Origin of the sequence: Streptomyces sp. R302, assembly GCF_012927245.1 — a bacterium.
Taxonomy (GTDB): Bacteria; Actinomycetota; Actinomycetes; order Streptomycetales; family Streptomycetaceae; genus Streptomyces.
In genome coordinates this window covers 23058-49153 of the sequence record NZ_JABBGE010000003.1, presented here as the reverse complement: position 1 = coordinate 49153, position 26096 = coordinate 23058, and the positions used below count along the sequence as shown (strand labels likewise).

General features: G+C 72.8%; 26 protein-coding genes. 14 read left to right on the top strand and 12 right to left on the bottom strand.

Annotation, left to right across the window (positions count from 1 at the left end; genetic code table 11):
• Positions 1-8: 8 nt before the first annotated feature.
• Complete coding sequence (locus tag HHL19_RS09635; protein WP_169087735.1) at positions 9-371, top strand: DsrE family protein; 363 nt, start codon at positions 9-11, stop codon at positions 369-371.
• 207 nt (positions 372-578) lie between these two features.
• On the opposite strand, the gene HHL19_RS09630 is transcribed toward HHL19_RS09635, so the two are convergent.
• From HHL19_RS09630 to HHL19_RS09600, 7 genes are all read right to left on the bottom strand, one after another.
• Positions 579-839 carry a DUF3099 domain-containing protein gene (locus HHL19_RS09630; RefSeq protein WP_169087733.1) on the bottom strand — a complete coding sequence of 87 codons (261 nt, stop codon included), beginning with the start codon at positions 837-839 and terminating at the stop codon, positions 579-581.
• 136 nt (positions 840-975) lie between these two features.
• Positions 976-1266 carry a DUF1416 domain-containing protein gene (locus tag HHL19_RS09625; RefSeq protein WP_169087731.1) on the bottom strand — a complete coding sequence of 97 codons (291 nt, stop codon included), beginning with the start codon at positions 1264-1266 and terminating at the stop codon, positions 976-978.
• 47 nt (positions 1267-1313) lie between these two features.
• Entirely contained in the window at positions 1314-2159 is an 846-nt protein-coding gene (locus tag HHL19_RS09620; protein WP_169087729.1) for a sulfurtransferase, read from the bottom strand.
• 457 nt (positions 2160-2616) lie between these two features.
• Positions 2617-3303, bottom strand: a complete 687-nt coding sequence (locus tag HHL19_RS09615) for a DUF2993 domain-containing protein (protein ID WP_169087727.1) — start codon at positions 3301-3303, stop codon at positions 2617-2619.
• A 125-nt stretch (positions 3304-3428) separates the two neighbouring features.
• A complete protein-coding gene (locus tag HHL19_RS09610; RefSeq protein WP_169087725.1) occupies positions 3429-4616 on the bottom strand; it encodes a hypothetical protein in 1188 nt (395 codons plus the stop codon).
• 10 nt (positions 4617-4626) lie between these two features.
• The gene (locus HHL19_RS09605) at positions 4627-4881 is read right to left on the bottom strand and encodes a MoaD/ThiS family protein (protein WP_169087723.1); all 255 of its coding nucleotides are present in this window, start codon (positions 4879-4881) and stop codon (positions 4627-4629) included.
• Positions 4882-4926: 45 nt separating this feature from the next.
• Positions 4927-5730, bottom strand: coding sequence for an alpha/beta fold hydrolase (locus HHL19_RS09600; protein ID WP_240981543.1), 804 nt, complete (start codon positions 5728-5730; stop codon positions 4927-4929).
• A gap of 281 nt (positions 5731-6011) precedes the next feature.
• Here HHL19_RS09600 and HHL19_RS09595 point away from each other — a divergent pair, with 281 nt between their 5' ends.
• The 5 genes from HHL19_RS09595 (at position 6012) to HHL19_RS09575 (ending at position 11325) form a co-directional block, all read left to right on the top strand.
• Positions 6012-6875, top strand: a complete 864-nt coding sequence (locus HHL19_RS09595) for a response regulator transcription factor (protein WP_169087720.1) — start codon at positions 6012-6014, stop codon at positions 6873-6875.
• 72 nt (positions 6876-6947) lie between these two features.
• Positions 6948-7970, top strand: coding sequence for a LacI family DNA-binding transcriptional regulator (locus HHL19_RS09590; protein ID WP_169087718.1), 1023 nt, complete (start codon positions 6948-6950; stop codon positions 7968-7970).
• Positions 7971-8075: 105 nt separating this feature from the next.
• A complete protein-coding gene (locus HHL19_RS09585) occupies positions 8076-9170 on the top strand; it encodes a trypsin-like peptidase domain-containing protein (protein ID WP_169087716.1) in 1095 nt (364 codons plus the stop codon).
• A 20-nt stretch (positions 9171-9190) separates the two neighbouring features.
• On the top strand, positions 9191-9925 hold the full coding sequence (locus HHL19_RS09580) for a response regulator transcription factor (RefSeq protein ID WP_169087714.1): 735 nt from the start codon (positions 9191-9193) through the stop codon (positions 9923-9925).
• Positions 9922-11325 (top strand): HAMP domain-containing sensor histidine kinase, encoded by a 1404-nt coding sequence (locus tag HHL19_RS09575; RefSeq protein WP_346768269.1) that lies wholly within the window; start codon positions 9922-9924, stop codon positions 11323-11325. The genes HHL19_RS09580 and HHL19_RS09575 overlap by 4 nt, the downstream gene beginning before the upstream one ends.
• Before the next feature lie 15 nt (positions 11326-11340).
• Here the strand turns inward: HHL19_RS09575 and HHL19_RS09570 are convergent, their stop codons facing one another.
• The 5 genes from HHL19_RS09570 to HHL19_RS09550 all read right to left on the bottom strand — a co-directional run bounded on the left by HHL19_RS09570 (position 11341) and on the right by HHL19_RS09550 (position 17111).
• Positions 11341-11910 (bottom strand): DUF664 domain-containing protein, encoded by a 570-nt coding sequence (locus HHL19_RS09570; protein ID WP_169087712.1) that lies wholly within the window; start codon positions 11908-11910, stop codon positions 11341-11343.
• Positions 11911-11961: 51 nt separating this feature from the next.
• Positions 11962-12822, bottom strand: a complete 861-nt coding sequence (locus HHL19_RS09565) for a phosphatidylinositol-specific phospholipase C (protein WP_169087710.1) — start codon at positions 12820-12822, stop codon at positions 11962-11964.
• Positions 12823-12926: 104 nt separating this feature from the next.
• Positions 12927-13409, bottom strand: coding sequence for a hypothetical protein (locus tag HHL19_RS09560; RefSeq protein WP_169087708.1), 483 nt, complete (start codon positions 13407-13409; stop codon positions 12927-12929).
• 20 nt (positions 13410-13429) lie between these two features.
• Complete coding sequence (locus HHL19_RS38455) at positions 13430-15058, bottom strand: vanadium-dependent haloperoxidase (RefSeq protein ID WP_206324726.1); 1629 nt, start codon at positions 15056-15058, stop codon at positions 13430-13432.
• Positions 15059-15272: 214 nt separating this feature from the next.
• On the bottom strand, positions 15273-17111 hold the full coding sequence (locus tag HHL19_RS09550) for a bifunctional metallophosphatase/5'-nucleotidase (protein ID WP_169087706.1): 1839 nt from the start codon (positions 17109-17111) through the stop codon (positions 15273-15275).
• A gap of 315 nt (positions 17112-17426) precedes the next feature.
• Between HHL19_RS09550 and mshD the strand changes: the two genes are divergently transcribed.
• The 8 genes from mshD (at position 17427) to pstS (ending at position 25996) form a co-directional block, all read left to right on the top strand.
• Positions 17427-18356, top strand: coding sequence for a mycothiol synthase (mshD, locus tag HHL19_RS09545; protein WP_169087704.1), 930 nt, complete (start codon positions 17427-17429; stop codon positions 18354-18356).
• Positions 18357-18446: 90 nt separating this feature from the next.
• Positions 18447-18839 carry a GntR family transcriptional regulator gene (locus HHL19_RS09540; protein ID WP_169087702.1) on the top strand — a complete coding sequence of 131 codons (393 nt, stop codon included), beginning with the start codon at positions 18447-18449 and terminating at the stop codon, positions 18837-18839.
• Positions 18836-19678: an ABC transporter ATP-binding protein gene (locus HHL19_RS09535; RefSeq protein WP_169087700.1), complete on the top strand. Its 843-nt coding sequence runs from the start codon at positions 18836-18838 to the stop codon at positions 19676-19678. Before HHL19_RS09540 ends, HHL19_RS09535 begins: the two co-directional genes overlap by 4 nt.
• Positions 19675-20655, top strand: a complete 981-nt coding sequence (locus HHL19_RS09530) for an ABC transporter permease (protein ID WP_169087698.1) — start codon at positions 19675-19677, stop codon at positions 20653-20655. The genes HHL19_RS09535 and HHL19_RS09530 overlap by 4 nt, the downstream gene beginning before the upstream one ends.
• A 235-nt stretch (positions 20656-20890) precedes the next feature.
• Positions 20891-23134 carry an RNA degradosome polyphosphate kinase gene (locus HHL19_RS09525; protein ID WP_169087696.1) on the top strand — a complete coding sequence of 748 codons (2244 nt, stop codon included), beginning with the start codon at positions 20891-20893 and terminating at the stop codon, positions 23132-23134.
• Entirely contained in the window at positions 23121-24122 is a 1002-nt protein-coding gene (locus HHL19_RS09520) for a CHAD domain-containing protein (RefSeq protein ID WP_346768268.1), read from the top strand. The genes HHL19_RS09525 and HHL19_RS09520 overlap by 14 nt, the downstream gene beginning before the upstream one ends.
• Complete coding sequence (locus HHL19_RS09515; protein WP_169087694.1) at positions 24119-24601, top strand: NUDIX hydrolase; 483 nt, start codon at positions 24119-24121, stop codon at positions 24599-24601. The genes HHL19_RS09520 and HHL19_RS09515 overlap by 4 nt, the downstream gene beginning before the upstream one ends.
• 255 nt (positions 24602-24856) lie before the next feature.
• Positions 24857-25996, top strand: coding sequence for a phosphate ABC transporter substrate-binding protein PstS (gene pstS, locus HHL19_RS09510; protein WP_169087692.1), 1140 nt, complete (start codon positions 24857-24859; stop codon positions 25994-25996).
• The last annotated feature ends 100 nt before the right edge of the window (positions 25997-26096 follow it).

Below are 26096 nucleotides of genomic sequence, written 5' to 3'. Positions count from 1 at the left end.
TTCGGTATATGGCGAAGAAGCTCGTGATCAAGGTGACCGCCGGGGTCGACGCCCCCGAACGCTGCTCCCAGGCCTTCACCGTGGCGGCCGTCGCCGTCGCGAGCGGCGTCGAGGTGTCGCTCTGGCTGACCGGTGAGTCCTCGTGGTTCGCCCTCCCGGGCAAGGCGGCCGAGTTCGAGCTGCCGCACGCGGCGCCGCTGCCGGACCTCGTCGACTCGATCCTGGCGGCCGGCCGGATCACCCTGTGCACCCAGTGCGCGGCCCGCCGCGAGATCACCGAGAAGGACGTCCTGGACGGCGTCCGCATCGCCGGCGCCCAGGTCTTCGTCCAGGAGTCCCTGGCCGACGACACGCAGGCCCTCGTCTACTGACCCTGCCGCCGATCTCCCGTACCGGTTCCGGGCGAGGCGGCGGCCCCGCGAAGCCGCCCGACCGCCCCGCGTACCCGCCGGACGGCGTGCCGATGCCCCAGCCGGTACGCAGTCTCCGCACGCTGCTGGTGGTCCTGGCCCTGGTCCGCCCCGACCAGCCGGAGTCCCGCGCCTGGTTCGGCCGACGCCCCGCGCCCGCCGCTCCCGCTACTCCCGGCGCTTCTTCCCGTCGAGCTCGTCCCACCACTCGTCCGACTTCGGGTCGCCGGACGGGTCGTCCCACCACCGGTCCTCGGGCCCCCGCCGGTTCGCCACCATCGCGGCGATGGGTGGGATGACCATGGCGACGACGCACATCCCGATGGCGACGGGCATGGAGAACAACCGCACGACGGCCCAGGCGCCCACGAAAAGCACCAGGCAGGCACCCATCATCCAGAAGTAGACGCGCCGACGCCGTGCGTACACACCTTCAGCCTACGACCGCGCCCCCGGACACGAGAAGAAGCCGAAGGGCCGTGCCTCAAGTCCTGGAATAGGCGTCCAACCCCCCAGGAGGCACGGCCCTCCGGCCGTTCTGGTGCCGCTCGCGCGGCCGTCCGGACTAGACCGCGATGGCCACGTCCGTCAGGCTGCCCGTCTCCGTGACGACGACCTTGCGGTCGGCCTGGGCGCCGGGGACGAGGGCGCGGAGGGTCCACTCGCCGGTGGCCGCGTAGAAGCGGAACTGGCCGGTGGCGGAGGTGGGGACCTCGGCCGTGAACTCGCCGTTGGTGTCCAGGAGGCGGACGTAACCGGTGACGGGCTCGCCGTCCTTGGTCACCTGGCCCTGGATGGCCGTCTCACCCGGCTTGAGGGTGCTGACGTCGGGGCCACCGATCGGTGCTCCACACATGTTCTCTGTCCTGTCCTAGAGGGGAGGGAAGGTCGCGCGACCCGGTCTTACTTGTTGGCGCCGAGCTCGATCGGCACGCCGACGAGGGAGCCGTACTCGGTCCAGGAGCCGTCGTAGTTCTTGACGTTCGGGACCTCGAGGAGCTCGTGCAGGACGAACCAGGTGAGGGCGGAACGCTCGCCGATGCGGCAGTAGGCGACGGTGTCCTTCGCCAGGTCGACCTGCTCGGCCTCGTAGAGGGCCTTCAGGTCATCGTCGGACTTGAAGGTGCCGTCGTCGTTGGCGTTCTTCGACCAGGGGATGTTGCGGGCGGACGGGACGTGGCCCGGGCGCTGCGACTGCTCCTGCGGGAGGTGGGCCGGGGCGAGCAGCTTGCCGGAGAACTCGTCGGGCGAGCGGACGTCGACCAGGTTCTGGGTGCCGATGGCGGCCACGACGTCGTCGCGGAAGGCGCGGATCGAGACGTCCTGGGCCTGGGCCTTGTAGTCGGTGGCCGGGCGGGCCGGGACCTCGGAGCCGTCGACCAGGTCGCGGGAGTCGAGCTCCCACTTCTTGCGGCCGCCGTCGAGGAGCTTGACGTCCTGGTGGCCGTACAGCTTGAAGTACCAGTAGGCGTAGGAGGCGAACCAGTTGTTGTTGCCGCCGTAGAGGACGACCGTGGTGTCGTTGCCGATGCCCTTGGCCGAGAGGAGCTTCTCGAAGCCCTCCTGGTCGATGAAGTCACGGCGGACCGGGTCCTGGAGGTCCTTGGTCCAGTCGATCCGGATGGCGTTGCGGATGTGGTTCTTGTCGTAGGCGGCGGTGTCCTCGTCGACCTCGACGATCGCGACGGCCGGGTTGTCGAGGTTGGCCTCGACCCAGTCGGCGTCGACCAGTACGTCGCTGCGAGCCATGTCTGTTCTCCTCCGGGGCAGTGTGCGGCGGGGTGGTGCGGGGGTGGTGCTGCATGTGCGGGTACGCGTCGGGGCTGCGCCCGACGGCGTCGTGCTGCGCGGTGCGGCCTCGACCTCGGGGTCGGCGGGCCGTGGGGAATACGGGCGCGGAGCGCGTCCCGCTCAGACGGAGCGACAGAGCATGGCGGCGATGCGGCACAGGTCTACTGCCCGCCGCTTCGTGAGTTCCGCCTGTCGCTTCATGCCGTCGATCGTAGGGACGGACGGGCGACCGTGTCACCGGCGTGTCGTATCGTGAGACGCGAACGTCCGGAGAGTGAGATCCGAGAGGGGTCGGCCGGGGTGCGGGGAGCCGGTGGACTGCCCTCCTGCCCTGCGCTTCTGCGGATCGGACGGGGGCGTCTCAGTATGTGAAAATCTGTCGGCGCGGGCCCCCGGGAGGGACCTTCCGCCGCGCTCAGCCCGCTATCGCGACGTCCCGGCCGTTCACCGTCACCGCGAGGCCCTCGGGGCGCGGTTCCACCTTCGCGACGCGCATGCCGGCGACGCGGCCGATCGGACGCTCGAAGTCGGTGCGCTCGCGGACCAGGTCCTCCAGGAGCGGGATGCCCCCTCCGGGCACCTCGTCGGCGCGGACCTTGACGGTGTCGCCGCCCACCAGCGTGACGGAGGAGACGACGGTCTTGGTCACCTTGCGGCCCAGGATCTCGACGCTGCCCGTCACCTTCACCTTGCCGGGGCCGCCGTACTCCATGGCCGTCGCCCGCTCCGAGGCCTCGACCAGGTCCGCGTACGAGATGAGCGCGGTGCCGGTCGCCTCGCCGGCCCGGAAGCCGCTCCAGTCGCCGGTCACCGTCACGTCCCGCAGGTCGAAGGTGATCTCGTCGATCCGGACGGACTTGTCGCCCGCCTGGGTGTGGGCGCCCCGCGCGACCACCTCGACCTCGCCGAAGCGCTTGTCGGCGGCCTGGGTGAGGAAGGGGAAGCCCTTGATGTCGACCTCGACCGAATCGGTCCTGCCGCCGGCGAGCGAGGCGCGGCCCGCGATCTCCGACTCGGCCCAGGCGGCGGCGAGCCGGTCGCCGCCCACCAGGATTCCGCCCAGCACGACGGCCACGACCAGCAGGATCCGCAGTGCTCGCATGGCTTTCTCTTCCCCCGTCGACGGTTCGTCAGTGTGCCGGTGACGCGTGCCGGCCCCCCGACACGAAGATCGACGTGTCGGGGGGCCGGACGGTTCCCGGGCGCCCCGGGCGGGCCGTGCGTCGGTCAGACCAGGGCGCGGCCGAGAAGGTACACGGCGGGTGCGGCGGCCGTCAGCGGCAGGGCCACCCCCGCGGTCATGTGCACGAAGCGGGACGGGTAGTCGTAGCTGGCCGCCCGCAGGCCGACGAGGGCGCAGACGCCGGTGGCGAGGCCGAGGAGCGCCCCGGAGGCGCCCATGCCGTTCAGGGTCCCGGCGACGATGCCGGCACCTGCGCCGGCGAGGAGCGAGACGACGAGCGAGACCGGGCCGGGCAGCGGGAGCGCGCGGGCCAGGACCGTCGCGCCGACCGCGGCCGCGCCGGCGCTCACCGCGTCCGGTTCGGCGCCGAGGTGCCCGGCGGCGAGGACGGTCAGCGCCGCCGAGGTGACGGTGGCCATGAGGCCGTACATCCGCTCGTCGGGTTCGGCGTGGCTGCGCAGCTGGAGGACCAGGCAGAGCAGCACCCAGACGCCGAGGGTGCCGAGGAGGGCGGGGGCCGTGTGCTCGCGGCCGGTGGCGAGCAGTGCGGCGTCGGCGACGAGCCCGCCGAGGAAGGCGAGCGCGATGCCCTGCCGGGCCGGCCACATGCCGTTGAGCCGGAACCAGCCGGCGGCGGTCAGCCCCTGGAGCGCGACCAGCGGCAGCAGGAGCCCGTACGTGCCGAGCGCGGCGCCGCCGGCGAGCAGCAGCCCGAGGACGGCGGTCAGCGCGGCGGGCCGCATCCCGGGCTCGATGATCGGCGACCGGCCCTCGGCCCGCGCGCGCTGCGCGTCGGTGATCCGGGTGTTCCCGGAGGTGGTGGGCGAGGAGTACGCGGGCGCCCCGGCCTCCTGGACCTCGGGAGCCGGGACGTACGGCTCCGGCTGGGCGTACGACTGCTCGGGCGCGTACGCCTCGGGCTGCGGGTACGCCTCGGGCTGCTGGTACGCCTGGGGCTGCGCGTACGCCTCCGGCTGGGGCGCGTACTGCTGCTGGGGCTGGGACTGGGCGTACGCCTGCTGGGGCTGGGCGTACTGCTGCGGGGGCTGCGGGTACGCGTACGGCTGCCGGTCCTGCGCCTGCGCGTCCTGGTACCCGTACGCCGTGTCCTCGGGGCGGACCGCCGGCTGGTACGTGGTGTCCCAGGTCTGGCCCTCCCAGGTCTGGGTGACCGAGGGGTCGTACGCGTTCGGGTCGTGCGGTGTGCCGCCATACCGCTGGTCGTTGCTCATGCTGTGGGGTTCACCCTCCTGCGAACGGGGGGAGCACCTCGACCGTGCCGCCCTCGGCAAGCCGTACCGTCTCATGGCTCCGGGTGCCGACCGGGTCGCCGTCGACGAGGAACGAGCACCGCTGGAGGACCCGGACGAGCTCGCCCGGGTGGTCCGCGCGGGCGGCGTCCAGGGCCTCGGCGAGGGTCTCGGCGGTGTACGGCTCCTCGGCGACCCCTGCGGCGGCCTTGGCCGCGGCCCAGTAGCGGATGGTTCCCGCTGCCATAGCGGCGCTCCCTTCGTTCGTGTGCGCGCCGCTCCCCATGATGGGCTATCGGCGGACGAGCCAGGCGCCGAGCCGGTCGAGGAGCTCCTCGCCGGCCGCGTTCTCGGCGTGGCCCATGCCCGGCTCCAGCCACAGTTCGACCGGGGCGCCGCCGGGGGCGGCCGCGGCGAGCATCCGCGGGTGGTCGAGCGGGAAGTAGGGGTCCCGGTCGCCGTGGACGAGGAGCAGCGGGGCGGGGGCGATCAGGGGGACGGCCTCGAAGGGCGGCAGCGGGACGGGGTCCCAGGGGCGGGCGTCGACGCGGGTGCGGAGCCCGTACCGGCCGACGAGCCGGCCGACCGGGCGGGTGACCATCCAGTGGAGGCGGCGCATCGGGGCCGTACCCCGGTAGTACCAGCGGGCGGGGGCGGAGACGGCGGCGACCGCGTCGGGCCCGGCGGCGGTGGAGCGGTCGAGGGCGGCCTGGCGGAGGACGACGGAGCCGCCCATGGAGAAGCCGACGGTCGCCACGCGCGCGTGGCCGAGGTCGCGGGCCCAGCGGACGGCGGCGGCGAGGTCGAGGACCTCGCGGTCGCCGAGGGTGGAGAGGCCGCCGGAGCGGCCGTGGCCGCGGAAGGAGAAGGTGACGACGGCCGCCGCGTGCCGGCCGAGGGCCTCGGCGGCGCGCCGGACGGCGGGGCGGTCGGCCGCGCCGGTGAAACCGTGCGCGACGACGACGGCGGTGTCGGAGACCGCGGTGTCGGAGACACTGGCCGGGAAGGGTTCGTAAACCGCCTCGATCCGGACACCGTCGTCGGTGCGCAAGATTGCGCGGCGAGGTCCGGAAGTGAGCGAGGAAACATCCGCCATGTGAAATCGACCCTCTACCTCGGAACTCATGTGGGCTATTCTCCTAGGCAGGGATCCGGGCGACGCCGCCACCGGGTCCTTTTGCGTTTTCCGGCCGTTGTTACGGACGGATGAACAAAAGCTCTCGGGGCGCGGGAGCAGCACGTGAGACCGCAGTACCGGCAGTACCGGCAGTACCGCAGATGTCCTCGCAGGGACCGAGGAGGAACCGACGTCATGGACGAGCGTACGAAGCACGACCGACCGACGAGCCGGCCGACCCTGGCAGGGGGAGAGGCCCGATGAGTTCTCTGCTGCTCCTCACGAACGCCCTCCAGCCGTCGACCGAGGTGCTGCCCGCACTCGGCCTGCTGCTGCACAACGTACGGGTGGCCCCCGCCGAGGGCCCGGCGCTCGTGGACACCCCCGGCGCCGACGTGATCCTCGTCGACGGGCGGCGCGATCTGCCGCAGGTCCGTTCGCTCTGCCAGCTGCTGCGCTCCACCGGCCCCGGCTGCCCGCTGGTCCTGGTGGTCACGGAGGGCGGCCTGGCGGCGGTCACGGCCGACTGGGGCATCGACGACGTGCTGCTCGACACGGCGGGTCCCGCCGAGGTCGAGGCGCGGCTGCGGCTCGCGCTCGGCCGTCAGCAGATCGTCGCGGACGACTCCCCGATGGAGATCCGCAACGGCGACCTGTCGGTGGACGAGGCCACGTACAGCGCGAAGCTGAAGGGCCGGGTCCTGGACCTCACCTTCAAGGAGTTCGAGCTGCTGAAGTACCTGGCGCAGCACCCGGGCCGGGTGTTCACGCGGGCGCAGCTGCTGCAGGAGGTGTGGGGGTACGACTACTTCGGCGGCACCCGTACGGTCGACGTCCACGTGCGGCGGCTGCGCGCGAAGCTCGGCCCCGAGCACGAGTCGCTGATCGGCACGGTCCGCAATGTGGGATACCGCTTCGTGACGCCGGAGAAGGTGGAGCGGGCCGCCGAGGAGGCGCGCGCCAAGGAGGCGAAGGGCGGGGCGGGGGCCGCGGGCCGGGAATCCGGCGGGACGAAGCGGTCGGAACCGGGGCAGGGCGCCCGGGATGAGGCCCGTACCGGGGCTCGTACGGAGGCCGGCGCGGAGGCCGGAGTCAAGGGCGCCACGATCGACACCACTCGTTAGAGGGACGGTAACGTGGCGTACGCCACAACGCGACCTGCCGGTAGGTAGGTCACCCCGCGTAGACTTCCGCGCGTGGCCAAGGTGACGCGGGATGACGTAGCGCGACTGGCGGGTACTTCGACCGCGGTCGTGAGCTACGTCATCAACAACGGACCCCGGCCGGTCGCCCCGGCCACGCGCGAGCGTGTCCTCGCCGCCATCAAGGAGCTGGGCTACCGGCCCGACCGGGTGGCCCAGGCGATGGCGTCGCGCCGCACCGACCTCATAGGCATGATCGTCCCGGACGCGCGCCAGCCCTTCTTCGCGGAGATGGCGCACGCGGTCGAGCAGGCCGCCGCCGAGCGCGGAAAAATGGTCCTGGTCGGCAACTCCGACTACCGCACCGAGCGCGAGATCCACTACCTGCGGGCCTTCCTCGGCATGCGGGTCTCCGGGCTCATCCTCGTCAGCCAGGGCATGAGCGAGCAGGCCGCGAGCGAGATCGAGGCCTGGGACGCGCGCGTGGTGCTGCTGCACGAGCGGCCCGAGGCGATCGACGACGTCGCCGTCGTCACCGACGACATCGGCGGCGCGCAGCTCGCCACCCGGCACCTCCTGGAGCACGGCCACCCGTACGTGGCGTGCCTCGGCGGCGTCCCCAACACCCCGGCCGTCGGCGACCCGGTCGCCGACCACGTCGAGGGCTGGCGGCGCGCCATGCGGGAGGCCGGCCGCGAGACCGAGGGCCGGCTCTTCGAGGCCCCGTACAACCGTTACGACGCCTACCAGGTGGCCCTGAAGCTCCTCGCGGGACCGGACCGCCCGCCGGCCATCTTCTGCTCCACCGACGACCAGGCCTTCGGCGTGCTGCGCGCCGCCCGCGAGCTCCGCATCGACGTGCCGGCCGAGCTGGCGGTGGCGGGCTTCGACGACGTGAAGGAGGCGGCGCTCACCGATCCGCCGCTGACCACCGTCTTCTCCGACCGCCCGGCCATGGCCCGCGCCGCGGTCGACCTCGTCCTCGACGACTCCGTCCGCGTCAACGGCTCCCGCCGCGACCGCGTCAAGCAGTTCCCCTCGGCCCTGGTGGTCCGCCGCTCCTGCGGCTGCCACTGACACCACCCCAGGACCACCCGGCTTTATTTCGGGCATACAGGGTTCTGTCGGGCTTCTCAGCCGGTCCTCAGACGGCTCTCATCTCGCGGGCCGAGAGTCATTGCCATGACGGACCACACGCAGCCCCAGCAGCCGTACCACCCGCCGCGCCCCCCGTATGAGCCGACGCGGCCGATCACCACCGAGCCGGGCACCACCGTGTGGCCGTCCGGGTCCGGCGGCGGCCCCACCCCTCCCCCGGCCGGGCCCGCGTACGCGGCGGCCGGCCCGGTGCCCGCCGGCGCCCCCGTCTCCCGGCGGCGCGCCAAGCGCGGCGTCGGCCTGATGGCGGCCGTGGCGATCGCCGCGGCGGCGATCGGCGGCGGCACCGCCACCCTCGTCCAGCAGCTCACCGCGCAGGACGCGCCCGTCACCGCCTCCTCCCCCGTGGTGAGCGGCACCAACGTCTCGGCGGACAGCACCGGCACGGTCGCCGGGGTCGCCGAGGCCGTCTCCCCCTCCATCGTGGAGATCTCCGCGAGCTCCGCCTCCGGCAGGTCGACCGGCTCCGGCGTGATCATCACCGGCGACGGCGAGATCGTCACCAACAACCACGTGATCTCCGGCGCCTCCGAGATCACCGTGCGCACCAGCGACGGCAAGACGTACGCGGCCGAGGTCGTCGGCAAGGACCCCGACAAGGACCTCGCCCTCATCAAGCTCAAGGGCGCGTCCGGCCTGAAGGCCGCCACCCTCGGCGACTTGTCCAAGGTGAAGGTCGGCGAGGAGGTCGTCGCCATCGGCTCCCCCGAGGGCCTCACCGGCACCGTCACCAGCGGCATCGTCTCCGCCCTCGACCGCGACGTCACGGTGGCGAAGGACTCCGAGGGCGCCGACGGCGACCAGGGCCAGGGCCGGCAGCGGTGGGACCCGCGACAGGGCTGGCCGTTCGAGTTCGGCGGACAGCAGTTCAACGGCGACACCGGCTCCTCGAAGACCACCTACAAGGCGCTCCAGACCGACGCCTCCCTCAACCCCGGGAATTCCGGCGGCGCGCTGATCAATATGAACGGCGAGATCATCGGGATCAATTCGGCCATGTATTCGCCCAGTTCTTCGAGCGGTTCCACCGCCGGCAGCGTCGGCCTCGGATTCGCCATCCCGGTGAACACCCTGAAGGCCGACCTCGACGCCCTCCGCTCCGGCGGCGGCCAGAGCTGAACGCGTGGGACGCTGAACCCATGAGCAGCGGGCAGCCGAACGAAACCGAACGCATCCTCATCGTCGACGACGAACCCGCCGTGCGGGAGGCCCTGCGCCGCTCCCTCGCCTTCGAGGGGTACGCGACGCGGGAGGCCGTCGACGGGGTCGACGCGCTCGCCGCCATGGAGCCGTACGCCCCCGATCTCGTCGTCCTCGACGTGCAGATGCCCCGCATGGACGGGCTGACGGCGGCCCGCCGGATCCGGGCCGCCGGCTCGACCGTGCCGATCCTCATGCTGACCGCCCGCGACACCGTCGGCGACCGCGTCACCGGCCTCGACGCCGGCGCCGACGACTACCTCGTGAAGCCCTTCGAGCTCGACGAGCTCTTCGCCCGCATCCGCGCCCTGCTGCGCCGCAGCTCGTACGCCGCCCCGGCCGGGCCCGCCGCCGAGCCGGAGGACGTCCTGTCCTTCGAGGACCTGCGGATGGACCTGGCGACCCGCGAGGTCACCCGCGGCGGCCGGCCCGTCGAACTGACCCGCACCGAGTACACCCTCCTGGAGATGTTCCTGGCCCACCCCCGCCAGGTCCTCACCCGCGAGCAGATCCTCAAGGCCGTCTGGGGCTTCGACTTCGAACCCAGCTCCAACTCCCTGGACGTGTACGTGATGTACCTGCGGCGCAAGACGGAGGCGGGCGGCGAACCGCGCCTCGTCCACACCGTGCGCGGCGTCGGATACGTACTCCGCACCGGAGGCGGCGGCGAGTGACCCGGCCCCGCACCCCCCTGGCCTGGTTCCGGTCCCGGCCGCTCCGCTCGCGCCTCGCCCTGCTCACCGCCTTCGCCGTGGCCGTCGCCGTCGCCGCCGTCTCCGCGGCCTGCTGGTTCGTCACCCGGGCGCAGCTGGAGGGCGAGATGGACTCGGCGCTGCGGAACACGCGGCTCGATCCGGGGGCGGTCCAGCAGCTCCTCGCGCTGTGCCGGCGCGGCGAGGAGCTGCCGCCGGTCGGCGGGTACACCATCCAGCTCGTCGACGCGTCCGGCGGTGTCTGCACGTCCGGCAAGGCGGCCATCCCGGCCGGACCGAGCGACCTGGCGGTGGCCCGCGGCACGCTCACGGACGTCCTGCACACGGTGAAGGACGCCGACGGACGCGAGATGCGCGTCTACACCTACCCCCGGCCCGGGCCCACCGCGCTCGCGGTGTCGGTGGCGCGCCCGCTCGCCGAGATCGACAACTCGCTCTCCACGCTGGGCTGGGTGCTGCTCATGGTCTCCGGCATCGGCGTCGTGGGCGCGGGCGCGGCCGGCCTGTGGGTGGCGAGGACCGGCCTGGAGCCGGTGAACCGGCTGACGGGGGCGGTGGAGCACGTGGCGGCGACGGAGGACCTGACGGTACGGATCCCGGCCGACGGCGAGGACGAGATCGCCCGCCTGTCGCGCGCCTTCAACCAGATGACGGCGGCGCTCGCCAGCTCACGGGACCGGCAGGCCCGCCTCATCGCCGACGCCGGCCACGAACTCCGCACCCCCCTCACCTCGCTCCGCACCAACATCGAACTCCTCGCCCGCAGCGAGGAGACCGGCCGTGCGATCCCTCCGGAGGACCGCCGGGCCCTCATGGCCTCGGTGAAGGCCCAGATGACGGAACTGGCCGCGCTCATCGGCGACCTCCAGGAACTGGCCCGCCCGGACGCGGTCCGGCCCGGCCCCCTGGAGGTGGTCCCCCTCCACAACGTGCTGCGCTCGGCCCTCGACCGCGCCGGCCTGCGCGGCCCGGAGCTGACCTTCGCGACGGACCTGGCGCCCTGGTACGTACGCGCCGAACCGGCCGCCCTGGAACGCGCCCTGGTCAACGTCCTCGACAACGCGGTCAAGTTCTCGCCGCCGCGCGGCACGATCGAGGTGACCCTGATGCGCGGCGAACTCACGGTCCGCGACCACGGCCCCGGCATCGCCCCCGACGAGCTCCCGCACGTCTTCGACCGCTTCTGGCGCTCCCCGTCGGCCCGCAGCCTCCCCGGCTCCGGCCTGGGCCTCTCGATCGTCGCCCACACGGTGAAGCGCACGGGCGGCACGGTGACCCTCGCCCCGGCGGAGGGCGGCGGCACGGTGGCGACCCTCCGCCTGCCGGGCGCCCCGACGCCCCCGCCGGAGGTCACGGCCTGACCGGCGACCGACCGGCTACTGCCCCACCCGCCCGTCCACCCGTTCGCGCAGCAGGTCCGCGTGGCCGCAGTGGCGGGCGTACTCGGTGATCTGCATGGTGAGCAGTTCGCGGAGCTGTCCGCCGTCGGGGGTCGGGGCGCCGAGGTCGGGCGAACCGGCGACGAAGCGGTCGGTCGCCTCCGCTTCTTCCTTCCAGCGGCGGCGGGCCTCCTCGACGACGGCCGGGTCGGGCACGGCGCCGGTCCAGTCGGCCTCGCGGTCGTCCGGGGTGCGGTAGATCCGGGGCGAGTCCTCGCCGGCGAGGCGGCGGAAGTGGCGTTCGTCCTCGGCCATGTGGCGGATGAGGCCGAGGAGGGACATGGTGGAGGGCGGCACGGAGCGGAGGGCGAGCTGCTCGGCGTCCAGGCCCTCGCACTTCAGCTCCAGGGTGAGCCGGAAGTGGCGCAGGGCGTCGAGGAGGGCGCCGCGCTCGTCGACGACCGCCGTGCCGCCGCCCTCGCGCGGGTCCTCGTCGGGGTCGGTCCACATGTCGGTGTGGACGGTGGAGGCGGTCCACCGCCGTACGTCCGTGTCGCTGGTCTCCATGCGGGCATGGTCGTACGGCTCCGGGCCGGGGCGCCAGCGGTTTGCGTGAGGTCAGTTGTGCCGGAGGAGGGCCTCCACCAGCCCGGCGCGGGTGGCGGGGAAGTCCAGGGGCACGATGCCGAGCCCTGTGCGCCCGGACAGTTCCGCGCTGTCGAGGAAGCCGTGGACCCAGGGGTTGAGGCGGTCGGAGTTCCAGCGGGGCGGCAGGTAGGCGGAGGTGCTGACGAAGTTCACGTACAGCGGGCCGGGCTGGGCGACGGCCGTGCGGAAGTGTGCCTGGATCTTGGGGTACTTGGCGTCGGGCAGCGCGTTCCAGTCGTCCTGGACGGCGAAGTGGCGGGAGTCGGCCCAGCGGAGCCCGGGCAGTCCGCCGTTGTCGGCGAGGAGCACGACCCGGCCGCGGGCCTCGCCGAGCGTCGGCAGCCCGTCGCCGATCCGGAAGAGGGAGCGCCAGCCGCGCCGGTCGAGGTAGTCGTCGAAGACGGCCCGGAAGGTGGCGTCGGACTCCTCGGAGTACTCCTGCTTGACGCGCATGAGCACGGTCTCGGAGGGGTGGGCGGCGAGGAAGTCGCGGCAGGCGATGAGGACGTCGCCGAACATCATGTTCTGGTACGAGGCCCCGTGGTGGATGGCGAAGGAGCCGCCGGTGACGCGGCAGCGCACGTCGAGGAAGCGGACCCCGCTGTCGAGCTGCTGCGCGATGGTGGTGTTCTGGCACTCGGCCCAGGGGCCGCCGAAGCGGGCCCCGGAGTCGTGCGTCCCGGGGATGGTGAGCCGCGCGAGCGCGGTGCCGTCCCCGTGCGCCGCCATCCACGCGCGCGTGTCCACGGCGGCGGCCCGTGCCGCGGGGGCGCCGGCGAGCAGGACGGCCCCGGCCCCGAGGGCCCCGGTGAGAAAGCGTCGTCGCTCCATGAGACCGGATGATGACAGGTCCGCGTCAATCTCCGCCAGGGTGCGGACGACCGACGGGCCGCCTCCCGCCACGCCGGCGGGAGGCGGCCCCTACGGAACGACCGTCACTTCGTGACCGTGAACGCGCACCACGGGGTCCAGGCCGAGGCCTCGTTGCCGCCGAGGGTGCGCAGGCGGAACCGGTACTCCCCCGGCTTCAGCTGGTCCGCGCCGAGGGCGAGGTTGAAGACCATGCCGTTCGGCCAGATCTTCTCGGTCCTGGTGAGGAGCGCGGCCTCGTCCGGCTCGGCGACCTCGAAGGTCGCCTTCAGGGCGTGGTAGCTCCTGTTCTTGCCGGCGTCCTTGCCGAAGGCCGTCGCCGAGGCGGCGAGCGCGCCGCCCTTCGCGCCGGAGATCACCGGGACCGGGCCGTTCTCGCAGAACTGCGCCTGCTCGTACGGGCCGGCGAAGACCCGGAGGGCCCCCGGCACGCTGGGTTCGGGCTGCGACGCCGTCGCGTTCGTGCCGGCGACCGCGACGGAGGCGGCGACGAGCGCGGCGATCGCGCCGGCGGCCGCGCCGGTGCGTCGGAGATGCTTTCTGATCACGGGAAGCGTCCTTTCCGGTGCTAGAACGGTATGTAGTAGATGTGCGACTGGCCGTCGTAGCCGTTCGCGCAGGCGTAGGAGCTCCAGAGGTGCTGGTGGTAGGACATCTCCGCCCCGTACTCGTCACACCAGTACCAGTTCTCGCTGGGGCCGCCGTACATGTTCGCCCCGGCGCTCGTGGCGCCCATGCCCTTGATCAGCCACGACTTGCCCACGGTGGAGAGACTCGGGCCGTAGTAGCGGGGATTCATGTCGGAGGCGCTCGTCCAGCCGTAACCGTTGCGGATGACCTGGCTCGCGGCCTTCCGGCCCGTCGCCACGCCGAGGTCGCCGTCCCACTGGTAGTGGACGCCGAGGTAGACCCGGCTGCGGGCGTTCTCGGTGGCCGCCGCGCTGAAGTTGGGGAAGGTGCGGGTCACCCCGACCGCGTGCGGGTCCTGGGTGGTGCCGGTGAAGGAGATGGCGTCGGTGCCGAAGAACTGCTTCATCGACTCGGCCCAGGCTCCGGCGAAGGTCGCGTGCCCGGAGACGTAGGCGGGGAACGGCGGGCTGAAGTGGTTCCCGTCGGTGTCGGCCGAGAGCGGCTGCCAGGAGCCGTTCTGCGCGGTGTCCGGGTTGCCGTCCGAGTCGGCCAGCTGGATGGCGCTCTCGGGCCGCCACAGGTCGATCGCGGTCTGGTACTTCATGTCCCAGGCGGAGATCCCCGCGTCCGCCATCGCGCCCGCGACCAGCGCGAAGAGCTGCAGGTTGGCGGTCTGGTCGAGGCCGCGCTGCGCGGAGACGGTCCGGGTGTGGGTGAAGAGCTGGCCCGGCGGCTTGTAGGTGCCGTTCAGGTCGTTGGCCCAGAACCAGGCGATCTCGGTCTGGTCCGCGGTCCGCGTCGCGCTGTCGGCCGCGCCGAGCTCGGCGACCTCCTTGAACTGGGCCGCGTACTCGGGGCTCTTCAGCATGTCGGGCATCGCCGCGATCCCACCGGGCGCCTGCGGACGCAGGTCGGCCGCCGTGGTCTTGAAGTACGTCCACGGGTAGTCGCCGTAGTCGACGAACTTCTTGACCTTGCCCCAGTTCGGATCCGCCGCCGCACCGGAGCCCGTCGGCCGCCACTGGCCCGGTTCGGTGCTGGGGGTGTACGGCGTGGTGTCCGTGGAGCCGTCGCCGGTGCGGCGGGCGATCATCGCCGTGGCGGCCTTCTGGCCGACGCTCTGGCCCTCCGCGGTGGTGGCGTCGACCGGCTCGCCCGAGCGGGCCGCCGTGAGGTAGGGCGTGAAGTCGAGCGCGGGGAAGGTGGATTCGAGGACGTTGTAGGCCGCGTGGTCCAGGGCCGCGTTCACGTCGGGAGCGACGCCGGCCTTCACGCTGATGCCGGGGGTGTAGAGCGCCCCGATGCAGTTCTCCGGCTTGAAACCGCCGCTGCTGTGACAGCGGCTGGCGTTGGCGGCGTCGTACATGGCCAGGTGCATCATGGCCCCGGCACGGGCCAGGGGCCCCGGGGAGCCGCCCGTGGTCACGTAGGCGTCGATCAGCGCCTGGTTCCAGTAGAGGACCCGGTCGCCGCTGGTCGGACTGGCGTGTGCGGGGGCGGATAAGCCCACGGACGCCAGGAGCAGTGTCAGGCCGACGGTGATGAAGCGTCTGGCATGGTCTCTCACGGTCTTGCCCCTCCAGAGATCACGAAAGTTGATCGCGCACTGACAAGATCATGGGCAGCATAGGAGTGACATCCGGCCGACGGGGCGGTTCCGGCCGGAAACATTCGCGAACAACGCCTGCCTCAAGGGAAGTTCGACCGTCCCCCGACGCGGGCGGGGCCCCGCCCGGCCGTCATGGCCGGGCGGGGCCCCGGTGCTGCTTCACCGACGCCGGTTACGGCTTCGGCGGGTACACCACGTCGACGCGGTCCGCCGCCGGCACCGGCAGCGGGGCGCTCGCCGAGGAGTTGGCCCGCAGGTACTCCTCAAGAGCCACCAGGTCGTCCATGCCGACCACCCGGTTCGTCCCCTTCGCCAGCTCGCCGAAGCCGTCGCTGCCCTCCGCGAGGAAGGAGTTGACGGCGACCCGGTAGGTCGCGGCCGGGTCCAGCGGAGCACCGTTCAGCCGCACCGAGTCGGCGACGACGCGGTCCGCGCCGGTCTTGGTGAGGTCCAGGGTGTAGCGGAGGCCCGCCGAGGGCTGCAGCACCTTCGGCGCCCCCTCGTTCTTCGGGCCGGTGACCTGCTGCTGAAGGACCGTGAGCAGCTGTGCGCCGGTCAGGTCGAGCAGGTTCACCGTGTTGGAGAACGGCTGCACGCCGAACGCCTCGCCGTAGGTGACGACACCGTCGCCCTCTCCGGCGTCGGAGGACGCGTACACCAGGCTCTCCCGCACGCCGCCCGGGTTCATCAGCGCCAGGGCGGTGTTCGGGTCCAGGGTCTTGGCGTACGCGAGCTGGGCGTCCGCGACCAGGTTGCCGAGCGGGGAGTCGTCCGTCCCCGCGGGCTTGGCGGCGTCGGCGGCGATCCAGCCGATGGGGCGGTTCCCGATCGGGGCGGCCAGCGTCTTGTAGCGGGTGATCAGGTCGGTCATGTCGGACGCCGGGTTCTCCCGGACGACGACGTGGTTCGCCGACGTCACCGACGTACGGACGATGTCGCGGCTGCGCCGGTCGTAGGTGAGCGTGGTGTCCGTGTAGAGGCGGCCGAAGGACGCGGCGGAGGTCACCGTGCGCGGCTTGCCCTCCGGGTCCGGGATGGTGCACGCGTACGCCTGGTGGGTGTGGCCGGTCACCAGCGCGTCGACCTTGGCGTCGACGCCCTTGGCTATGTCGACGATGGGGCCGGAGATGCCGGTGCCGGGGCCGTTCCCGTCACAGCCGTAGTTGTACGCCTCGGAGGCCGGGGCGCCGCCCTCGTGGATGAGCGCGACGATCGACTTCACGCCCCGCTTCTGCAGCTGGCGCGCGTACTTGTTGATCGTCTCGGTCTCGTCGAGGAACTTCAGTCCCTTGACGCCGGAGGCGGTGACGATGTCCGCCGTGCCCTCCAGGGTCACGCCGATGAAGCCGACCTTGATGCCGTCCTTCTCCCACACGAAGGTGGGGTCGAGCATCGGCCTGCCGGTCTTCTCGTCGACCACGTTCGCGGCCAGGTACGGGAACTGGGCGCCCTCGAAGGTCCGACCCTCCTCGTAGCAGCCCTCCTTCGGGTGGCAGCCGCCGTTCTGCAGCCGCTTGAGCTCGGCGGCGCCCTCGTCGAACTCGTGGTTGCCGACACCGGTGACGTCCAGGTCGAGGGCGTTCATCGCCTCGATCGTGGGCTCGTCGTGGAAGAGCGCGGACGTGAGGGGGCTGCCGCCGACCAGGTCGCCGGCGGCGGCCGTGATCGAGTACCGGTGCCCCTGGCGGGCCTTGCGCAGCGAGCCGGCCAGGTACTCGACGCCGCCGACGCCGTCGATGGTCTTGAGGCTGCCGTCGGGCTGGAGCTCCGTCAGCCGACCCGAGGAGCTCCTCGGGGGCTCCAGGTTGCCGTGGAAGTCGTTGAAGGACAGCAGCTGGATGTCCGCGTACCGGCCGTGCTGCTTGCCCGGGCCCGGGCGGCCGTTCTCGCCGGCGCTCGCGGTGCCCGGCATCGCGGCCGCGAGCGCGCCCACGGTGACGAGGCCGGCGGCGGCCGCGAGAAGCCGGTGCTTCCGGCGTCTGCGGTGCGGGTGCTGAGAAGTGGTAGGCATGCGCCCCCCTGTGGTGCATGTGAAGGGAAGTCTCGGTTCGGGCGCAGCCTAGGGTCAACGCGCGTAGCGCAACAGGGGGGAGGGGGTTACGAGCCGGTTGATTTTGCTCACCTTGCGAAGCCCGGGAGACACCGGACGGGCACCGGACGAGTACCCGATGCGTACCGACGAGCACCCGACGAGCACCCGGAAGCCCGTCGCGGGACGCCCGGCCGGCGGACGGCCGCCTCCTCCACCAGGCCGCCGACCCCGCCGTCCGACGGCCTCCGGGCGATCTCCCCCGCCCCGGCGCGGCGCCACCGTAGGCTCGGCACCATGACTTCCTCCGACGCGGCGCCCGCCCTCGAACCGGGACGGCAGATCCAGACGTACGACGAGCTCACCCCCGAGCAGGTCCAGGAGGTCATGGACCTGCTCGCGGCCGCGGACCACGCCGACGGGGTGCACGCGGTGTCCGAGCAGGGGCGGCTCTACCTCCGGCACGGGCGGCGCGAGGGGGTGCGGCACTTCCTCCTCACCGTCGGCCCCCGCCTCCACGGCTACGCCCAGCTGGAGGAGACCGACCCCGTCGAGGCGCCGGCCGCCGAGCTGCTCATCCACCCCGACCAGCGCGGCCGCGGGCACGGGCGGGCGCTCGGCACCGCCCTGCTCGCCGCGTCCGGCAAGCGGCTGCGCGTCTGGGCGCACGGCGGCAAGCCGTCCGCGCGCCACCTCGCGCAGGTCCTCGGCCTCACCCTCTTCCGCGAGCTGCGCCAGCTGCGCCGCCCGCTGGCACCGCTTGACATCCCCGAGCCGGTCCTCCCCGAGGGCGTCACGATCCGCACCTTCGTCCCCGGGCAGGACGACGCGGCCTGGCTCGCGGTCAACGCCGCGGCCTTCGCCCACCACCCGGAGCAGGGCTCGCTGACCCAGCGGGACCTGGACGACCGGATCGCCGAGCCGTGGTTCGACCCGAAGGGCTTCTTCCTCGCCGAGAAGGAGGGGGAGCTGGTCGGCTTCCACTGGACGAAGGTCCACGCCGAGGAGCGGCTCGGCGAGGTGTACGTGGTCGGGATCCTGCCCGGGGCGCAGGGCGGCGGCCTCGGCAAGGCGCTCACCGCGACGGGCCTGCGGCACCTGGCGGCGCAGGGGCTGCCGACGGCGATGCTGTACGTGGACGCCGACAACAGCGCGGCGGTGCGGGTCTACGAGGGGCTCGGCTTCCGGACGCACGAGGTGGATCTGATGTACCGCTCGGAGTCCTGAACCGGCTGTCCGGGAGGGGGCGGTTGACACCGCCCCCTTTCTTGATCCACCCTTTCACTACTTGATTAGTGAAAGGGTGGTGGAAGGGACGTGGTCGAGTACCGCATCGACCGGCGCAGCGGCGTCGCCACCTACCTCCAGATCGTCCAGCAGACGAAACAGGCCCTCCGGATGGGCCTCCTGGAGCCGGGCGACCGACTGCCCACCGCACGAGAGGTCGTCGAGGCGACGGCCATCAACCCGAACACGGTCCTCAAGGCCTACCGCGAACTCGAACGCGAAGGCCTCGTCGAGGCCCGCCGCGGCCTCGGCACCTTCGTCCGCGCCACGCTCGGCACCACGGCCCCCGCCGACTCCCCCCTCCGGGGCGAGCTCGACGCCTGGGCCCGCCGCGCCCGCGCCGAGGGCATGGACCGCGAGGACGTGGCGGCGCTCTTCACCGCCGTACTGACACAGCATTTCGAGGGGGACGACGAGACGTGAGCACGACCACCGTCCTGGGAGCCGAGCTCCTGGGCAAGAAGTACGGGGGACGGAGGGGCGGCTGGGCCCTGCGGGAGTGCGACTTCGCGCTCCCCGCCGGCCGGATCTGCGCCCTCGTCGGCCCCAACGGCGCCGGCAAGTCCACCCTCCTCGCCCTCGCCGCCGGCCTGCTGCGCCCCACCGAGGGCACGCTCACCGCCCCCGCCCGCGAGGACCTCGCCTACGTCGCCCAGGCCAAGCCGCTCCATCCCCGGCTCACCGTCGCCGACACCCTCCGCATGGGCCGCGAGCTCAACCCCGGCCGGTGGGACGACGCCGCCGCGCTCCGGGTGGTCGAGGGCGGCGGCTTCTCCTCCGACACCCTCGTCCACCACCTGTCCGGCGGCCAGCGCACCCGCGTCGCCCTCGCGCTCGCCCTCGGCAAGCGCGCGGAACTCCTGCTCCTGGACGAGCCGATGGCCGACCTCGACCCGCTCGCCCGCCACCAGCTGATGGGCCTGCTGATGTCCGACGCCGCCGAGCGCGGCACCACGGTCGTCATGTCCTCGCACATCCTCACCGAGCTGGAGGGCGCCTGCGACCACCTGATGCTGCTCACCGGGGGCCGGATCCGCCTCGACGGCGCCGTCGACGACCTGCTCGCCGCGCACTCCCTGCTGCGCGGGCCCGTCGCCGACCTCACCCCGCACACGGTGATCGACTCCCGCACGACGGGCCGTCAACTCACCGCGCTGGTGCGACGGGAGGGCCCCGTCGAAGGCCCCTGGGAGACCAGCGAGCCGTCCCTGGAGGAACTCCTCCTCGCCCACCTCCGCAACCCCGAAGGAGCCCCCGCATGAGCACCCCCGCCCTCAAGGGCCCCGCCTGGGTGACGGTCCGGCAGTACCGACGGACGCTGTGGGTGGCGGGCGCGCTGGCGGTGCTGGCCTTCGCCGTGATCGGCGGGCTGCGGATCTGGGTCGCCACGGTCCCGGACACGTACGTGCTGAACGGCGAGACGTTCCCCACGTACGACCACAGCCACTCCCTGCTGCGCCTCGCCGTCGAGGAACTCGGCAAGGGCCTGATCATCCTGCCGCTGCTCGTCGGCGCCCTCGCCGCCGGGCCGCTGGTCGCCCGCGAGTACGAGACGGGCACGTACCAGCTCTCCCTCACCCAGTCGGTGAGCCCGGCGGTCTGGCTCCGCTCCAAGCTCCTCACCGCCACCGCCGCCGCCGTCCTCACGGCGGGCGCCCTCATGGCCGTCCACTGGCTCGGCTGGATCCGGATCACCGGTGGCTGGACCGTGTCGCGATACAGCCCGGGCACCTACCTGGCGACCGGCGTCGCCCTCTTCGCCCACCTCCTCGCCGCCGTCGCCGTCGGCGCGCTCCTCGGCCTGCTGATCCGCCGCACCCTCGTCGCCATGGCCGCCACAGGTCTCGTCCTGGGCGTGGTCCTGCTCGTCCTGGGCGCGCTGCGCTGGTCCTTCCTGCCCGTGCGGACGGTCACCGCCCCCCTCGGCGGCGACATCACGCCGCCGGACAACGGCCTGATGATGGACTGGGGGCTGCAGACCTCCTCCGGCGCCCGCTTCGACCAGAGCGTCTGCTGGCAGGAGGTCAACGCCACCGTGGGGATGAGCGAGGACCCCTCCCTCATGGAGAAGGCGCAGGATCAGTGCCTCGCCCGCCACGACGTCACCGCCCAGTACCTCGACTACCACCCCTTCTCCCACTTCTGGCCCACCCAGCTCATCGAGACCGGTATCGTCCTGGCGCTCGCCGCCCTCGCGGCCTTCGCCGCCTTCCGGGTGCTCCGCGCCCGGCACCCGTAGCCCGTACGGGTGAGGGAACGGGGCGGGGCCCGGCACAGGCCCCGCCCCCGATTCCCGCACGACATGTCGTCGTTACCGGCCATTCAGACGCGCTTGCGACGCTCACGCAATGAAGCGATCCGTGATCACTCCTGGCGGGGCTCCCTCCCCGGGAAGACTCCCCAAGGGGAGACTGCCCTCCCCCACGGCCCGCTCCGACGCGCCCGACGCCCCCTTCGCGCGGAAGAATGGGGCCATGAGCCAGCAGCCCGCCGAGGTCCCGGTCCAGACCTCCGCCACCGCGTCCCCGCAGCCGTCCCTGGGTTCCATAGCGGCGCACCGCCCGCACGCCGTGAACGGCGGAGCCGGGAGCGACCTCGAACCCGACCTCGACTCCGAGATCGACGCGTACGAGGCCGACGAGGACGCCTCCCGCGAGCTGCCGCAGGGCCGCTTCCTGGACCGCGAGCGCAGCTGGCTCGCCTTCAACGAGCGGGTCCTCGAACTCGCCGAGGACCCGACGACCCCCCTCCTCGAACGGGCGAACTTCCTCGCGATCTTCGCCTCGAACCTCGACGAGTTCTTCATGGTCCGCGTCGCGGGACTCAAGCGCCGCATCGCCACCGGCGTCGCCACCCGCTCCGCCTCCGGCCTCCAGCCCCGCGAGGTCCTCGACCTCATCTGGACCCGTTCGCGCGAGCTGATGGCCCGGCACGCCGCCTGCTACCAGCAGGACGTGGCCCCGGCCCTGGCCGACGAGGGCATCCACCTGATCCGCTGGCCGGAGCTGACCGAGAAGGAGCAGGCGCGGCTCTTCACGCTCTTCCGGCAGCAGATCTTCCCCGTCCTCACCCCGCTCGCCGTGGACCCGGCGCACCCCTTCCCGTACATCTCGGGCCTGAGCCTCAACCTCGCCGTGGTCGTACGCAATCCGGTCAGCGGCCACCGCCACTTCGCGCGCGTCAAGGTCCCGCCGCTGCTCTCCCGCTTCCTGGAGGCGTCCCCGCAGCGGTACGTCCCCCTGGAGGACGTGATCGCGGCGCACCTGGAGGAGCTGTTCCCCGGCATGGAGGTGCTGGCGCACCACATGTTCCGGGTGACCAGGAACGAGGACCTGGAGGTCGAGGAGGACGACGCGGAGAACCTCCTCCAGGCCCTGGAGAAGGAGCTCATGCGGCGCCGCTTCGGCCCGCCGGTCCGCCTGGAGGTCGAGGAGTCCATCGACCCGTACGTCCTCGACCTGCTCGTGCGCGAGCTGAAGATCTCCGACGCCGAGGTCTACCCGCTGCCCGGCCCGCTCGACCTCACCGGCCTGTTCGGGATCGCCTCGCAGGACCGGCCCGAGCTCAAGTACCCGAAGTTCGTCGCCGGCACCCACCGGGACCTCGCCGAGGTCGAGTCCGCGTCCGCGCCCGACGTCTTCGCCGCGATGCGCGAGCGGGACGTGCTGCTGCACCACCCGTACGACTCCTTCTCCACCTCCGTCCAGGCCTTCCTGGAGCAGGCGGCGGCCGACCCGGACGTCCTCGCGATCAAGCAGACGCTGTACCGGACCTCCGGCGACTCCCCCATAGTCGACGCCCTGATCGACGCGGCCGAGTCCGGCAAGCAGGTCCTCGTCCTCGTCGAGATCAAGGCCCGCTTCGACGAGCAGGCCAACATCAAGTGGGCGCGGAAGCTGGAGGAGGCCGGCTGCCACGTCGTCTACGGCCTCGTCGGCCTCAAGACCCACTGCAAGCTGTCCCTGGTGGTCCGCCAGGAGGGCGACCTGCTGCGCCGCTACTCGCACGTCGGCACCGGCAACTACCACCCGAAGACGGCCCGGCTCTACGAGGACCTCGGCCTGCTCACCGCCGACCCGCAGGTCGGCGCGGACCTCTCCGACCTCTTCAACCGGCTCTCCGGCTACTCGCGCCGCGAGACCTACCGGCGCCTGCTGACCGCCCCGAAGTCGCTGCGCGACGGGCTCGTCTCCCGGATCACCAAGGAGATCGCCCACCACCGGGCGGGCCGGCCGGCGTACGTGAAGATCAAGGTCAACTCGATGGTCGACGAGGCCGTCATCGACGCCTGCTACCGGGCCTCCCAGGCGGGCGTCCCGGTCGACATCTGGGTCCGCGGCATCTGCGCCGTGCGCCCCGGCGTCCCCGGCCTCTCGGAGAACATCCGGGTCCGCTCCATCCTCGGCCGCTTCCTGGAGCACTCCCGGATCTTCGCCTTCGGCAACGGCGGCGAACCGGAGGTCTGGTTCGGCAGCGCCGACATGATGCACCGCAACCTGGACCGGCGCATCGAGGCCCTGGTCCGGGTCTCCGACCCCGCCCACCGGGCGGCCCTCACCCGGCTCCTGGAGACCGGGATGTCCGACACCACCTCCTCCTGGCACCTCGGCCCGGACGGGAACTGGACGCGCCACGCGACCGATCCCGAGGGCAAGCCGCTGCGGCACGTGCAGGAGATGCTCATCGACGCGCGGAGGCGCCGGCGTGCACAACCCTGACCCCACGCAGTCCCCGCGGGCGACGAGGGACCTGACCGCGGGCGAGGTCCTGGCCCCCTACCTGCACGCCCGGGCCGCGGACTTCCTCCGCGGCCTGCGGCAGCACGGCGAGAGCGGCGCGGACACCTCCGGAGCGGACGAGGCCGCCGGTACGCTGCGGGCCGCCGCCCGGCGCATCAGCGGCAGCCTGCACACCTTCCGGCCGCTGCTCGACACCGCCTGGGCCGACCAGCTCAGGACCGAGCTGGCCTGGCTCTCCGGCACCCTCGCCCAGGAACAGGCGGCCACCTCCCGGCTCGTCCGGCTGATGGACGCGCTGAACCGGCTGGCCGGCGGGCCGGGCCCGGTGCCGGCCGCCCGCGGCTCGGAGGGCGCAGGGCTCACCGTCGGCGCCGCCCGGGCCGGCGCCCTCCTGGAACGGCAGCTCACCCTGGCCAGGACCCGCGCCCACTCGGCGGCCCTCCAGGCCCTCGGCTCCTCCCGCTTCCACGCGCTCGCCGACGCCGTCGCCCTGCTCGCCTCCGAGGTGCCGCTCGGCCCGGCGGGCGCGGCCCCCGCCCCCGAGGTGCTCGACGCCTCCGCCTCGGTCGCCCGCCGGCGCCTCCTCGACGCGGTCGACGCGCTGCCGCTGACCCGCGCCGCCCACCCGTACAACGCGGAGGCGCTGGCCCTGGCGGCGGGCGAGAACCAGGACGCGCCCTGGCACCACACCCGGCTGCTGCTCCGCCTCCACCGGTACGCCACCGAGGTCACGGCCCTCGGCTCGGAGCCGGACGCCCCGCTGTACGAGGCGGCCCGCGCCCTGGACCGGCACCGCGACGCCGCCGAGGCAGCCGCGGCCGCCGCCGCCGCGGCCCGCACCCCCCGGATCGCCCCGGCCACCGCGTACGCCCTCGGAGTCCTCCATGCCGACCAGCGCCACGAGGTCGAAGCCGCCCGCTTCGCCTTCCAACGCATCTGGCACACGGCCGCCGCCCCCGTCCCATGACCGCCCCGGACCCGGCCGAGGGACCGGAGCCGTCCCGGGCTCCGGCCCCGGAGCCCGTCCTGGCCGCCGGCTGCGTCCTGTGGCGCCCGTCGCCGGCCGGGCACGGCATCGAGATCGCGCTCGTCCACCGCCCGAAGTGGGACGACTGGTCCCACCCGAAGGGGAAGCGCAAGCGCGGCGAGAGCGCCGAGGACTGCGCCCTGCGCGAGGTCCTGGAGGAGACCGGCCACCGCTGCGAGCTGGGCGCCCGCCTCCCCACCGTCCGCTACCCGGTCGCGGGCCGCCCCAAGGAGGTCGCCTACTGGGCGGCCCGCGCCCTCGACGGCGCCTTCGTGCCCGGCCGCGAGGTCGACCGCCTGCACTGGCTGGCACCCCCCGCGGCCCGCACCCGCCTGACCCGGCACCGCGACCGCGAGCTGCTCGACGCCCTCCTCACGGGGGCGACGCCCCCGGACCGTCAGCCACCCGACGTCCGCTAGACGGCAGCCCGCCCATCGGCACCGGCACCCCGCGCCACCCCGCCGCGGCACCCCGTGCCCGGCCGCACCGTGGCTTACGGCACGGTTCACCTCGCGTTCACTCTCCACGGCTGGCCGCTTCACCTGATCTGCCTAATTTCGGCCTTACGCGGTGCACGGAGCCTGACGATGCACCGGACAACCCGACACGCGCCGCCCTCGAAGCGACGGACACCCGGTCCGAACCACGGCGGCCTCTGGAAGGAACCCCCGAAAGTGAAGCTTTCGCGCAAGAACGGGCTTCGCGCCTCCGCGATCGGTGCCCTCGTCGTCTCCGGTGCGCTGGTCCTGTCGGCGTGTGGCTCGGACGACAACAACGAGCCCACCAAGAGCGGTGGCAAGCAGACCTCGGCCGCCGCGTCGAACATCAAGTGCGACGACGCCAAGGGTCAGCTGCTCGCCGCGGGCTCCAGCGCGCAGAAGAACGCGATGGACCTCTGGGTCAAGAACTTCCAGGCCGCCTGTGACGGTGTCGAGGTCAACTACCAGTCCATCGGCTCCGGCGGTGGCATCACCAAGTTCAACCAGGGCCAGGTCGCCTTCGCGGGCTCCGACTCCGCCCTGAAGGACGAAGAGGTCGCCGAGTCGAAGAAGATCTGCAAGGGCGGCACCGGCGTCAACCTGCCCATGGTCGGCGGCCCCGTCGCCATCGGCTACAAGCTGGAGGGCGTCGACAACCTCGTCCTGGACGCCCCCACCCTCGCCAAGATCTTCGACAACAAGATCACCAAGTGGAACGACCCGGCGATCGCCAAGCTGAACCCGGGCGCCAAGCTCCCCGACTCCACCATCCAGGCGTTCCACCGCTCGGACGAGTCCGGCACCACCCAGAACCTGGGCAAGTACCTCTCCACCGCCGCCCCGGCCGACTGGAAGCACGACCCGAAGGCGAAGTCGTGGCCGGCGCAGGGTGGCCAGGCCGCCAACGGCTCCTCCGGTGTCGCCACCGCGGTCAAGGACGCCGAGGGCTCCATCGGCTACTTCGAGCTCTCCTACGCCACCGCCAACAAGATCTCCACGGTCAGCGTCAGCACCGGCGCCTCCGCCCCGGTCGCCGCCACCACGGAGAACGCCTCCAAGGCCATCGCCGCCGCCAAGATCAAGGGCACCGGCAACGACCTGGCCCTCTCCCTCGACTACGCCACCAAGGCCGAGGGCGCGTACCCGATCGTCCTCGTGACGTACGAGATCGCCTGCGACAAGGGCAACAAGGCGGAGACCCTGCCGACCCTGAAGGCGTTCCTCAACTACGCCATCAGCGAGGAGGGCCAGAAGGTCCTCGCCGACGCCGACTACGCGCCGATGCCGGCCGAGATCGCCGCCAAGGTCCGCCAGATCGTCCCGACCCTGTCCTGACCCCCGGCCGGGGGCGGCCCCTCACCTCCCGTGGAGGGCCGCCCCCGGCATCCGGTGCACCGCCGCCAGGAGCCCGTACCCCGTACGGCTCCGCAGACCG